An 11,882-nucleotide genomic window follows, 5' to 3' on the forward strand; every position below is an offset into this window, starting at 1 on the left:
GGGCGCGGCGCCGTCGATGACGGGTGGCTCGGCATCATGGCGGTCGAGGTTGCGCCCGACTACCGCCGCCGCGGTCTCGCCGGAGTGCTGATGGCGGGGCTCTGGAACTGGGGCGCGACGGCCCACGACGCGTCCCGGAGCTATCTCTCCGTGCTCGCCGACAACGTCCCCGCCGTCGCGCTGTACGAGGCCGTCGGCTACTGGGTGCACCACGAGTACCACTACCGCGGCGAGCCCGAGCCGTCCGCGGCCGCCGCCTAGACTTCGGGACATGTCGCAGCCGCCGGACAACAGCAAGCTTCTCGTGATCTCGTTCGAGAACCCGCTCTGGGCGCAGGAGTTCCTGATCGCCGCCGCCCGACTGCAGCGCGACGAGGAACTGCAGCTGCACGACGCGGTCATCATCCGCCGCGAGGCGGACGGCACGTCGCACGTGACCGAGACGACCGACGTGACGCCCGGGCAGGCCGGCGTCGGCGCCGGCGTGTGGGGTCTGTTGCTGGGCACGCTGTTCGGCGGACCGATCGGCGGGCTCGTCGTCGGCGCGGCCACGGCCGGTGGTGGCGCGCTCTACGCGAAACTGCGCGACACCGGCGTGAAGGACGCGACGATCGAGGAGTTGCGCAAGGCGGTGCCGCCGGGGCGCACGGCCGTCGCGGTGCTCGTCAGCCACGTGTCGGTGGCCGACCTGCAGCGCGAGCTGAGCCGCTTCCCCGGTGCCGAGCTCGTCGAGACCGACATGCCGCCGGCGGCCGTGAACGCCGTTCAGGAGGCGCTGAAGGAAGCCAACCGCGGCCCGTTCACCGGCTGACCCCGCTAGCGGCGGGCTGCCCCCGCCTTCTCCTTGGTCAGCGGCGGCGGGGTCAACCACACGATGGTCACCGTGCCGACCAGCGCGCCGCCGAGCAGCGCGCCATAGGTGACGAGGGCGGCCGAGGTGGGTGAGGCGGGCAGCACCACGTCGCCCTCCGGGCGGGCCAGCACCCCGAAGACGACCATGACGATCAGCCACACGCCGAACGGGGCCAGCGCGGCCGCGGTCGTGGGCACCAGTGAGCGGGCCAGCCGGGGCAGCACCGCGTTGCCGGCCAGCGCGAGCACGACGGCGACGGGAATGACGACCGAGCCGATGTAGAGCGGCACCAGCAGGGCCTCGAGGACCGCGCTCAACCCGCCGCAGAGCGCGAGGACGGCCACGCCGGAGCGGGCGAGCCAGTCCCCCGACCTCACGACGGCAGGTCCACGCCGGCGAACAGGTCGGTCTCCCGGCCGTCGGCGTCGCGCTCGGGTCCCAGGTCGCCCTGGGCGATCCGGAAGTACTCGACGGACAGCGCTTCGCGACCCAGCATGTTCGACAACGCGAAGAACGGCCCGTCAACGGCGATCTGGGTGCGATGCGCGCTCAGCGCGGCCAGCTTCTGCTCGCCGAAACCGGTCGCGTCCACTGCGGTCGTGACCAGTTCGTCGGCGACGCCGAACGGCAGCTCGTCGACGTCGGCCACGCCGAAGAGCAGCTCGTCGGAGTCGCCCACCGCGTCGAAGCCGCGTTTGAGCACCGACTTCGGCACCGTCGTCCAGTAGAACTTCGACACCTGCCACGGTTGGCCGCTGCCGTAGCCCGGGTCGGCGGCTCGTTGTGCCGCCGCGGTGGCGACCCGGTGCGCCATGATGTGGTCCGGATGGCCGTAGTCGCCGTTGTCGTCGTAGGTCACCATGACCTGCGGGCGGACTTCTCGGACGACCTCGACCGCGGCGGCGGTCGCGTCGTCGAACACCTGCGGGTCCGATGCCGCCCGCCAGAACGCGCGCGGGTGCTCGTTGGCCGGCGCGCCCATCATCCCGCTGTCGCGGAAGTGCCCGGCCCCGCCGAGGAAGCGGTGGTCCGTGACGCCGAGAGCCTGCATCGCCGCGTCCAGCTCGCCGATGCGCAGGCCACCGAGCTGATCAGCCTGCGCCGCCTCCAGCTGGGCGTATTCGGGCGTCAGGATCTCGCCCTCCTCCCCGAGCGTGCAGGTGAGCAGGGTGACCTGGACACCCTGGTCGACGTAGTAGGCCATCACCGCGCCGGTGCCGATGGACTCGTCGTCGGGGTGGGCGTGGACGAGCAGCAGCCGACGGTCAGTCACGACCGCGACGGTATCGCGTCAGGAGGACTCGCCTTCGAGGACCAGCTCGCCTTCCTCGTCGACGACGGCGTCCTCGCCGAGCCGGGTCGGCTCACGACGCCCCGAATCGGGCATGCACTCCATCGGTTGCGAGGCCTGCTCCTCGCTCGGGCGGCCGGCGGGCCAGCCGGCGAGTTCGGCCGCGACGGCCTCCCGCGTCTCTCCGACCTCGAGGATGTCCGTGCGGGCCGAGGCGAAATGGCAGGCGGCCTCGTGGCCGGAGAACTTCGCCTCGAGTCGCGGCTCCACGTTGACGCACCACTCGCGCTGGGTGTTGTCCAGCTCGTGCGCGAACTTCTGGCACCGCGTGCGGAACCGGCAGCCGCTAGGCGGGCTCACCGGGCTCGGCACGTCCCCGGTGAGCAGGATCCGCTTGCGCTCACGCTCCTTGATCGGGTCGGGCAACGGGATCGCCGAGATCAAGGCCTGCGTGTAGGGGTGCGACGGGCGAGTGAACAGCTCGTCGACATCAGCCGTCTCGACGACCTTGCCCAGATACATGACGACGACCCGATCGGCGATGTGCCTGATGACCGACAGGTCGTGCGAGATGAACATGTACGACAGGCCGAACTCGGTCTGCAGGTCCTCGAGCAGGTTGATGACACCGGCCTGGATCGAGACGTCCAGGGCCGAGACCGGTTCGTCCAGCACGAGCAGCTTCGGCTTGAGGGCGAGCGCCCGGGCGATCCCGATGCGCTGCCGTTGGCCGCCGGAGAACTCGTGGGAGTACCGGGACCCGTGCTCGGGGTTGAGCCCCACCTGAGCCATCAAGTCGCGAACCTGCTGCCGGCCCTTCTGCTCGCCGCGGTAGAGCCCGTGGATGCGCAGCGGTTCGGCGATGAGTTCGTTCACCGTCATGCGCGGGTCGAGCGACGCGAACGGGTCCTGGAACACGATCTGCATGTCCCGCCGCAGCGGTCGCATGTCCTTGTTCGACAGCTTGGTCAGGTCGTTGCCCTGCCAGGTGATCGACCCGGCGGTGGCGGGCACGAGGTTGAGCACGAGCCGCCCCGTGGTCGTCTTGCCGCAACCGGATTCCCCGACGATGCACACGGTCTCGCGGTCGTAGATGTCGAACGACACGTCGCAGACGGCGTGCACGTCACCCACCTTGCGGCGGACCAGGCCCCTCGATCGGATCGGGAAGTGCTTGACGAGGTTGCGGACCGACAAAATCGGCTCGCCCTGGTCCGACGGTCGCTTGGTTAGGTGGACAGCCACTGCTTGGCCGCCTTCTGTGCCCGGATCGCGTCCGGACGGCGGTCGATAGGCGGCGTTGCCGTCCGTCATGACGTCACCTCGGTGCCGGTGGGTCCTTGGAAGCCGATCGGGACCTTATCGGCTGCATCGGTACCGAATAGATCGACCGCCTCGACCTCGGCAACCCGGCTGCGGAAATGACAGGCGGCAGCGTGCCCGCTGCCGTCGACGGCCAGCAACTCCGGCTCCTCCCGGTCGCACAGGGCTTCGGCCATCGGGCACCGCGGGGTGAACGGGCAGCCCGGGGGCAGGTTGAGCAGTGAGGGCGGGGACCCCTTGATCGGAGTCAGCCGCTCGTGCTGGCTCTGGTCGAGGCGGGGCAAACTGCCAAGCAGACCCAGCGTGTACGGCATCCGAGGCCGGTAGAAGACGTCCTCGATGGTTCCCGTCTCGACGAGCTTGCCGGCGTACATGACACCGATGCGCTCGGCGTGACCGGCGATGACGCCGAGGTCGTGCGTGATCAGGATGAGCGCGGCGCCGGTCTCGGCCCGGGCGGCTTCGAGCGCCTCCAGGACCTGCGCCTGGACTGTGACGTCGAGCGCGGTGGTCGGCTCGTCGGCGATGATGACGTCCGGGTTGTTGGCCATGGCGATCGCGATGACGACACGCTGCCGCATCCCGCCCGAGAGTTCGTGCGGGTAGTTTTTGATGCGCTGCTCGGGGAAAGGGATCCCGACCACGCTGAGCAGTTCCACCGCGCGGTCGAGGGCGGCCTGCTTTGACACCTCGTTGTGCGCGAGCACCGCCTCGGCTATCTGGAAGCCGATCGTGTAGACCGGGTTGAGCGAGGTGAGTGGGTCCTGGAAGATCATCGCGATCTTGTTGCCACGGATCTTCGCGTATTCCTTCTCGTGCATACCGAGCAGCTCGCGCCCCCGGAACCGCACCGAGCCGCTGAGCCTCGCCGACTTCGGCAGCAGCCCCATGACGGCCATCGAGCTGACTGACTTGCCGGAGCCCGATTCGCCGACGATGCCCAGCGACTCGCCGGACAGCACCCGGTAGGAGACGCCGCGAACCGCCTGGACGAGCCCGTCGTCGGTCGGGAAGGAGACCGTGAGGTTGTCTACTACGAGCAGAGCGTCGGAATCGGATTCGGCTCCGGTGTCCTCGACCGCGATATCAATGCTCACCGGCGTTCCCTGGTCTGCCGCGGGTCGAGGGCGTCGCGCAATCCGTCGCCGATGAAGTTGACCGTGAGGGCGATCAGGATGATGAACAGACCCGGGAAGTAGAACAGCCACGGCCGGGTGTCCACGGCGCCCTGGGCCTGGGTGATGAGCACCCCGAGCGACGTGTCCGGTGATTGGATCCCGAAACCGACGTAGGAGAGCGCCGTCTCGGCCAGGATGCCCGCGGCGATGAGCAGGGTCGCGTTGACGATCAACACGGGCAGCGTGTTCGGCATCAGGTGCCGGAACATGATGCGCAGGTTGGACGCGCCAAGGGCGCGGGCGGCTTCGATGAATTCCCGCTCCCGCAGCGACAGCACGACGCCGCGCACCACGCGGGCCACGTACGGGGCGGAGACCGCGGCCAGGATGACGCCGATCTGCCACAGCGACCCGCCGCCGGCCCGCGCGAGCGCCGCGGCCAGGGCCAGCGCCGGGATGGTCAGGATGAGATCGGCCAGGCGCATCAGCGCCGAATCGGTGAAGCCGCCGAGGTAACCGGCGATGACTCCCCACAGTGCGCCGGCTCCGGTACCGAGTATGCCGATGATGAAGGCCACCTTGAGCGACTGGGCGGTTCCCCGCATGACCGTCGCCATGCCGTCGACCCCGAGACTGTCGGTACCGAAGGGGTGTTTGGCGCTCGGGCCGACGCTCAGGTCCTCCGTCTCGAATGTGTAGGAGTAGTGCCACACCAGCGGTCCGATGAATGCGAAAGCACACAGCAGCACGAAGACGACCACGCTGGCTGCGGCGACCCGGTGGCGCAGGAAGAGGCGAAAGGCCATCCGCGCGCGGCTGCGTTCGTTGACCGTGAACTCGCGCTCGGTACGGAAGTCGGTGGCCGAGGTGTCGCCCTGCGCGGCAGTCGGGCGCTCCAGTGACTCGTGAGTCTCAAGCATGTCGGATCCTCGGGTCCAAGACGCCGTAGAGGAGGTCGGCGATCAGGTTGAACAGGATCACGATCACGGCTGTGGCCAGCAGCCAGGCGAGCATGACGTTGAAGTCAATGTTAGACAGCGCGGTCACGAACAGGTAACCCATACCGTGCCACTGGAACACGGTCTCGGTGATGATTGCGCCGCCGAGCAGGGCCGCGGTGTCCAGCGCAGTCACGGTGGTCAGCGGGATCAACGCCGTGCGCAGCGCGTGCCGGATCAGCACGTGGCGCGGGTTCAGCCCTTTCGAACGCGCCAACCGGACGTAGTCGCTGTTGAGCACCTCGAGCATGGACGCTCGGGTGAAGCGGCTCCACGCCGCGTAGCTGACGAGGCCGAGCACGATCACCGGCAGGATCATGTGGGTGCTGATGTCCTTCAAGGCATCGAGGGTGCCGTGCCCGTTGTACGGAATGGAACGATCGCCGATCGTCGGGAAGACGTCGCTACCGGTCTTGTTGTTGTACCAGATCCCACCCTGCTTCAGCAGGATGCCGAACCAGAACGTCGGCATGGACAGGAAGAGGAAGCCGAGGAACGTCGTCGTGTAGTCGGTGAGGCTGTACTGCTTGACGGCGCTGACCACGCCGGTCAGCACGGCCAGGACCAGGGCGATGAGGGTGGCGAAGATGACCAGCCGGCCCGTCACGAACAGGCACCGGCGCAGCTCACCGCCCACGCTGTCGATGCCGTGCACCGACGGTCCGAAGTTTCCGTGGACCAGCAGATTGGTGATCCAGTGCCAGTACTGGGCCGGCCAGGAATGGTTCAAATAGAGCCGGTGAGCTTCGTTGTTGATCGTCGTCTGGCTGGGGCGCGGATTGCGGCTCTTCAGGTATTGAAGCGGATCGCCCGACACCTTGACCAAGACGAAGGTGAGGAAGGTGGACGCGATGAGTACCGGAATCGATATCAGCACTCTCCGGATCACGAATATCAACATCGTGTGTTGACCTCCGAGGCCCGGTGCGCTCCCGGGAATGGTGGTTCCCGGGAGCGCACCTCCAACGTTGAGTGACCTAGTTGGGGAAGCGTAACCCCTTTTCGGTCAGCCCTTGAGGCCCCAGGCCTCCACGTTGTACGGCGGGCCGGTGCTCGTCGGGTCGTCACGGATGTTCGCGACGTTGCTCCGCGCGGCCATGAAGGTCGGCTTCTGGAACAACGGCAGGGACACCGCATCGGCGTTGATGAGCACGTCGGCCTGGTTCAGCAGGTTCGGAACCTTGGTCTGATCGGTCTCCGAACCGGCCTGATCGATGAGTGCATCGGACTTCAGGTCGACATTCTGGGTGTAGTTGCTGGCGCTCTTCGAGTAGAAGGACTGGAAGGCGCCCTGCGTCACGAACGGCGAGTTCACCCAGGCAAAGATGACCATGTCGAAGTCGTGCTTGTCGAGGATCGACAGGTCGGGCGTCGTCTTCAGCTGAAGGTTGAGGCCCAGCTTCTTCAACTGGTTCTGAATGATCTGGCAGGTCTGCTGACGCAGCTGGTTCCCCGCGCTGTAGGTGCAGCGGAAGGTGACCGTGCGACCATCCTTCGTCTTCAGGTTGCTACCGACGCCCGTGTACCCGGCGCCGGTGAGGATGGACTTCGCCTTGGCGATGTTGCCCGACCCCTGACCAGAGGCTGTGACGTTGTCCGTGTATCCGGCGATGCCGGGCAGCAACATGTGGTTGTTCAGGGGCGAGATGCCGGGCACGAACTGCCCGACCGTGCGCTTGATGATGTCGTCACGGCTGATGGCGGTGAAGATCGCGGTGCGCAGCGCCTTGTCCGACAGGAACGGGTTCTTGGTGTTCAGGTCGAGGTGCTCCCACTGCAGGCCCTTGCCGAGCCAGGTCTGCACGCCCTGGATGCTGTTCGCCCGCTGGACGAGGTCAGCGTTGGGCTGCGGGTAGATGGCCTGCACCTCGTTGTTCTGGAGTGCGGGCACCTCCTGCGTCTGCTCCTGGATGATGCGGAAGATCAGCTTGTCGAGCGCGGGCTTCGGGCTGCCGTACCACTTCGGGTTCGGTGTCTCGGTGATCGAAGTGTCCTTCACGTAGCCGGTGACCAGGTAGGGGCCGGCGGAGAAGGCGGGACGGTTCAGGTCGAACCACTTCATCGAGGCCGCGGTTCCCTTGGGCGTCTTGTCGAACCCGTGCTGCGCGGCAATGTGGCCGGGGTAGAACGGCCCGAACATGTACCGCCAGTCCGCGTACGGCTTCGACATGACCACGGTGACCGTCTTGCCGTTGTCGGCTCCGGTGATGCTGGCGATCTGGTCGTATCCGGCCGTTGTCGCCGATCCGCAGTTGGGGCACAGCTTCGCGTTCTGGCTGTACCACGCGTAGACGAAGTCGTCGAGGCCGATCGGGGACCCGTCGCTCCACACGGCGTTCGGCTTGACCTTGTACACGAGGGTCTGCGGGCTGGCCTTGGTCTGCTCCGCCGATATCATCAGGTTCTTGTTGAGGCTCGGCTTGAGGTCCGGCGTTGCAATGAAGACGTTGGGCAGTACGCCATCCAGCGCTTCGGCGTAGTCGAAGGTGTTGGACGCGGCGGTGTTGATGTTCCAGCCGCTGATCGTCTTCTCGATCGTGTAGGTGACGGTGCCACCCGGCTTGGTCTGCCCGCTGTTGCAGGTGTTCGGGCTGGCGCCGCAGTCCTTGAACGCGCCGCTGCCCTTGGTGCCGGATCCGCCGCTCGTACTCGCGCTGCTGCTGGCCGAGCCGCCCTTGGTCTTCTTGCTGCTACCGCTCTTGCTGCTCGAGCACGCGGTCAGCGCGAGCGCTAGCGCGGCGACGCCGGCGAGCACCGCTTTGCCTCTGTGGACTCTCACTTGTGAGTGACCTCCTGTGTATTCGGGCGCGGACGATCTGTCCTGCGGCCAACCGGCCCACTGAAACCTTGTTGACCCCGAGGTCGCAAGACCTGTAGCTACCCGGCCCGGGATCGTGACCAAGTGTTTATACGGGCGAGACGTGTACGTGTCGTCCTAAGCGCGGCGATCTGCGAGGAATGGGAACGTTGTTCGGGTCTGTTGAACAACGTCCGCTTCTACATCGCCCGTGTGGACAGCGGCGGCCGTGTCCGCCTCGAAGACGGTGGCGCCGAGCGGGTCGATCAGGGCCGAACCGCCGTCGTGCGGCAGGTCGGCGGCCGCTCCGATCCGGTTCACGCCCAGCACGTAGGCCTGGTTCTCGATGGCGCGGGCCCGCAGCAACGCCCGCCAGTGCTCGTGCCGGGGCCGCGGCCAGTTCGCGGGGACCAGGTAGAGATCGGTGGTCGCCGCGAGCGCCCAGAACTCGTCGGCGAAGCGCAGGTCGTAGCACACGAAGAGGCTGACCCGCAGGCCCTCGACGTCCACCGTGACGAAGTCGGAACCGGCGGCGTAGCGCTCGTGCTCGCCCGCAAAGCTGAACGGATGGATCTTGGCGTAGCGGGTGACCGACCCGTCCGGGCGCGCCAGCACGGCGTTGTTGCGGTACCGGCCGTCCTCGCCCCGTTGCGCGACCGACCCGACCAAGTGGGCCGCGTGCTCGGCGGCCTGCTGGACGAGGAACTGCTCGGTCGGGCCACCTTCGTCCTCGGCGATGAGCTCGGGTTGCATCGAGAAGCCGGTGGCGAACATCTCGGGCAGCACGATGAGCCGGGCGCCCGCGCCGGCCGCTTCGGCGATCATCGGCTCGGTTTTGGCGCGGGTGGTCTCCGGGTCCTCCCACGCGATGTCGTGCTGCACGGCGGCGACCTTCATCGCGGCGCGGCTTCCAGCCGGCGAAGCGCTTCGTCCAGCACCTCGGGTCGTTTGCAGAAAGCGAGCCGCACGTAGTTGTCGCCGGCCGCGCTGTCGTAGAAGACGCTGCTCGGGATCGCGACCACGCCGGCCCGCCGCGGCAGCTCGCGGCAGAACGCGACCGCGTCGGACCCGACGTCGACGGTGGCGAAGTACGTGGCCTGCGGCCGGATGACGTCGAAGCCGAGCCGGGCCAGCCCGTCGCAAAGGAGATCCCGCTGGTTCTGCAGGGCACCGGCCGGCGCGAGCTTCTCCGCCGCCGGCAGCACCTGCGCCACCGCGGGTTGGAACGGGGCCCCGTTGACGTAGGTGAGGAACTGCTTGACGGTGCGGACGGCGGCGACCAGTGCCGGCGGCGCGCACACCCAGCCGATCTTCCAGCCGGTGACGCTGAACGTCTTGCCCGCGCTGCTGATGGTGACCGTCCGCTCGCGCATGCCGGGCAGCGTCGCGATCGGGGTGTGCGTCCGTCCGTCGAAGATGAGGTGCTCATAGACCTCGTCGGCGATGACCACGAGGTCGTGCCGGATCGCGACGGCCGCGATTTCGGCCAGGTCGTCCGGGGTGAACACGGTGCCCGTCGGGTTGTGCGGGGTGTTGAGCACGAGCACCTTCGTGCGCGGCCCGACCGCACGCTGGAGCGCACCGGGGTCGAAGCCCCAACCGGTGCCGTCCCGCTCGATGGTGACGGTTCGCCGGTGGGCGCCGGCGAGCGTCACGCACGCCGCGTAGGAGTCGTAGTAGGGCTCGAAGAGCACGACCTCGTCGCCCGGACCGGCGAAGGCCATGACAGCTGCGGCGATCGCCTCGGTGGCTCCGGCGGTGACCAGCACCTCGGTGTCCGGGTCGTACTCCAGGCCATAGCGGCGGTGCTGGTGGGCGCTGATGGCTTGGCGCAGCTCGGGGATCCCCGGACCGGGCGGGTACTGGTTCTGCCCGCCCCGGATCGCGACCGCCGCGGCCTCGACGATCTCGATGGGGCCGTCGGTGTCGGGGAAGCCCTGGCCGAGGTTGATGCTGTCGGTGAGCAGCGCCAGCGCCGACATCTCGGCGAAGATCGTCGTGCCGAACCCGCGCATCCGCTCGACAAGGAGCGGGTTGTCAGCCACGCCTCGACCCTAACCCGTCCCCCGCCCACGCTTTGCACCTTTCAGGGCTGCTGAGCGGGCCGATTTGCAGCGCTGAAAGGTGGAAAGCGGGGCCGTCGGGAGTTGTCCACAGGGCATCCCGCACGGTCGGGCCCGACGCCCAGACTGGTGGGATGCGTAGCCTGCCGGCCGTCGACGCTGCGCGCAGCGGCCTGTTCACCCACGCAGAGGCACTCGCCGCCGGCTGGACGTCTGCCGCCCTTCGGCACCACGTGAGTACCGGGCAGCTCGTCCGACACCGTCCCGGCGTGTACGGACCGGTGACCGCGGAACCGGACGAGGCCTGGCGGGCCGCACGGCAGCGGATCAGGGTCGGGGCTACGGCGGCGGTGCTCGCCAATCCATGTGCCGTCGCAAGTCACACGGCATCAGTGGTACTGCGTGACCTTCCGGTCTGGTTCCTACCGGATCGCCCGTGCGTCACGGTCCAGCCCCACTTCGTCGGGGACATCGAGGGTGCCCACTTGCACCGAGCGCGGACGCCCGACCGTCATCTCACGACCATCGGCGTCACCACCACGGTCCTCGAGCGGACGGTCATCGATGTCGGACGCGAGCACGGCGCGCTGAGTGCCCTCGTTCTGGCCGATGCGGCGCTACACCGGGACCAGACGACCGTCGACGAGCTGCGGGTGTTTCTCCGCGACTGTCGTGGCTGGCCCGGAGTGCGGGCCGGTCGGGAAGCGGTCGAGTTCGCCGACTGGCGCTCGGAATCGCCGCTCGAGACCGCGAGCCGGTTCAAGCTGCGGGGACTGGTGCCGCCTGCGGAACTTCAGGCGTCCATCTTCGATCTGACGGGCGGCTTCATCGGACGGACCGATTTCCTCTGGGATGAGTTCGGGGTGGTCGGCGAGGCCGACGGCATGGACAAGTACGACATCGACCACGCCAGCTTGCGCGACGAGCGGGTGCGGCACGAACGCCTCGAGCAGTGCGGGCTGACCGTCGTGCGCTGGACGGCGGCCGATCTTCACCCGATCGACGGCCTGATCACCCGGCTGAGGGCGGCCTTCGCACGCGCCCATCGCCTCCGCCCACACCGTCGCTGGACCGCTCAGTTGTTGTACCGCGCGTCCGCGCGGGCTTTGCACCTTTCAGCGCTGTAAATCGGCCCCCTCAGCAGCGCTGAAAGGTGGAAAGCGAGGAGGGAGGGACGGTGGGGGTCAGCGGGCCTTGTTGCGGGAGCGGAGCTTCTCGCGCTCCTGCGCGCTCAGCGCGACCTTACGGATCCGCACCGTTGCGGGCGTCACCTCGACGCACTCGTCGTCGCGGCAGAACTCGAGCGCCTGCTCCAGCGACAGGATGCGGTGCGGGATCAGCGGCACCAGCACGTCACCCGAGGACTGGCGCATGTTGGTCAGCTTCTTCTCCTTGGTCGGGTTGACGTCCATGTCGTCCGACCGCGAGTTCTCCCCGAC

11 protein-coding genes and 2 pseudogenes are annotated in these 11,882 nt (G+C 67.9%); 3 read left to right on the forward strand and 10 right to left on the reverse strand.

The window, feature by feature from the left end; all coding sequences use genetic code 11:
• Together ABR571_RS01500 and ABR571_RS01505 are read left to right on the forward strand one after the other, a co-directional pair.
• Positions 1-261, forward strand: a 261-nt coding sequence (locus tag ABR571_RS01500; protein WP_409451413.1) for a GNAT family N-acetyltransferase, incomplete at its 5' end; no start/stop codon positions are given.
• Positions 262-271: 10 nt separating this feature from the next.
• Positions 272-811, forward strand: a complete 540-nt coding sequence (locus tag ABR571_RS01505) for a DUF1269 domain-containing protein (protein WP_409451414.1) — start codon at positions 272-274, stop codon at positions 809-811.
• Positions 812-816: 5 nt separating this feature from the next.
• Here ABR571_RS01505 and ABR571_RS01510 read toward each other — a convergent pair whose 3' ends face one another.
• The 9 genes and pseudogenes from ABR571_RS01510 to ABR571_RS01550 all read right to left on the reverse strand — a co-directional run bounded on the left by ABR571_RS01510 (position 817) and on the right by ABR571_RS01550 (position 10,425).
• Positions 817-1,230, reverse strand: coding sequence for a hypothetical protein (locus ABR571_RS01510; RefSeq protein WP_409451415.1), 414 nt, complete (start codon positions 1,228-1,230; stop codon positions 817-819).
• Complete coding sequence (gene mshB, locus ABR571_RS01515; RefSeq protein ID WP_409451416.1) at positions 1,227-2,126, reverse strand: N-acetyl-1-D-myo-inositol-2-amino-2-deoxy-alpha-D-glucopyranoside deacetylase; 900 nt, start codon at positions 2,124-2,126, stop codon at positions 1,227-1,229. Before mshB ends, ABR571_RS01510 begins: the two co-directional genes overlap by 4 nt.
• Positions 2,127-2,351: 225 nt before the next feature.
• Positions 2,352-3,458 (reverse strand): annotated as a pseudogene (locus tag ABR571_RS01520) (ABC transporter ATP-binding protein); the annotation flags it as partial.
• Positions 3,455-4,564 (reverse strand): ABC transporter ATP-binding protein, encoded by a 1,110-nt coding sequence (locus tag ABR571_RS01525; protein ID WP_409451417.1) that lies wholly within the window; start codon positions 4,562-4,564, stop codon positions 3,455-3,457. The pseudogene ABR571_RS01520 and the gene ABR571_RS01525, both read right to left, overlap by 4 nt.
• Positions 4,561-5,505, reverse strand: a complete 945-nt coding sequence (locus ABR571_RS01530; RefSeq protein ID WP_409451418.1) for an ABC transporter permease — start codon at positions 5,503-5,505, stop codon at positions 4,561-4,563. The genes ABR571_RS01525 and ABR571_RS01530 overlap by 4 nt, the downstream gene beginning before the upstream one ends.
• Positions 5,498-6,484: an ABC transporter permease gene (locus ABR571_RS01535; protein ID WP_409451419.1), complete on the reverse strand. Its 987-nt coding sequence runs from the start codon at positions 6,482-6,484 to the stop codon at positions 5,498-5,500. The genes ABR571_RS01530 and ABR571_RS01535 overlap by 8 nt, the downstream gene beginning before the upstream one ends.
• A 105-nt stretch (positions 6,485-6,589) precedes the next feature.
• A complete protein-coding gene (locus ABR571_RS01540) occupies positions 6,590-8,362 on the reverse strand; it encodes an ABC transporter family substrate-binding protein (RefSeq protein ID WP_409451420.1) in 1,773 nt (590 codons plus the stop codon).
• A gap of 156 nt (positions 8,363-8,518) precedes the next feature.
• On the reverse strand, positions 8,519-9,262 hold the full coding sequence (locus ABR571_RS01545) for a nitrilase-related carbon-nitrogen hydrolase (protein WP_409451421.1): 744 nt from the start codon (positions 9,260-9,262) through the stop codon (positions 8,519-8,521).
• Between the two features lie 11 nt (positions 9,263-9,273).
• The gene (locus tag ABR571_RS01550) at positions 9,274-10,425 is read right to left on the reverse strand and encodes a pyridoxal phosphate-dependent aminotransferase (protein ID WP_409451422.1); all 1,152 of its coding nucleotides are present in this window, start codon (positions 10,423-10,425) and stop codon (positions 9,274-9,276) included.
• Positions 10,426-10,577: 152 nt separating this feature from the next.
• Between ABR571_RS01550 and ABR571_RS01555 the strand changes: the two genes are divergently transcribed.
• Positions 10,578-11,570: a type IV toxin-antitoxin system AbiEi family antitoxin domain-containing protein gene (locus ABR571_RS01555; protein ID WP_409451423.1), complete on the forward strand. Its 993-nt coding sequence runs from the start codon at positions 10,578-10,580 to the stop codon at positions 11,568-11,570.
• 57 nt (positions 11,571-11,627) lie between these two features.
• On the opposite strand, the pseudogene ABR571_RS01560 reads toward ABR571_RS01555, so the two are convergent.
• Positions 11,628-11,882, reverse strand: a pseudogene (locus tag ABR571_RS01560) (translational GTPase TypA); the annotation flags it as partial.

The organism is Jatrophihabitans sp., assembly GCF_046262535.1.
Taxonomy (GTDB): domain Bacteria; phylum Actinomycetota; class Actinomycetes; order Mycobacteriales; family Jatrophihabitantaceae; genus Jatrophihabitans.

Bases quoted from the DNA above. Each gene is read 5' to 3' on its own strand.
- ABR571_RS01505 (WP_409451414.1), top strand. From the start codon at position 272: ATGTCGCAGCCGCCGGACAACAGCAAGCTTCTCGTGATCTCGTTCGAG.
- ABR571_RS01530 (WP_409451418.1), bottom strand. From the start codon at position 5,505: ATGCTTGAGACTCACGAGTCACTGGAGCGCCCGACTGCCGCGCAGGGC.
- ABR571_RS01535 (WP_409451419.1), bottom strand. From the start codon at position 6,484: ATGTTGATATTCGTGATCCGGAGAGTGCTGATATCGATTCCGGTACTC.
- ABR571_RS01555 (WP_409451423.1), top strand. From the start codon at position 10,578: ATGCGTAGCCTGCCGGCCGTCGACGCTGCGCGCAGCGGCCTGTTCACC.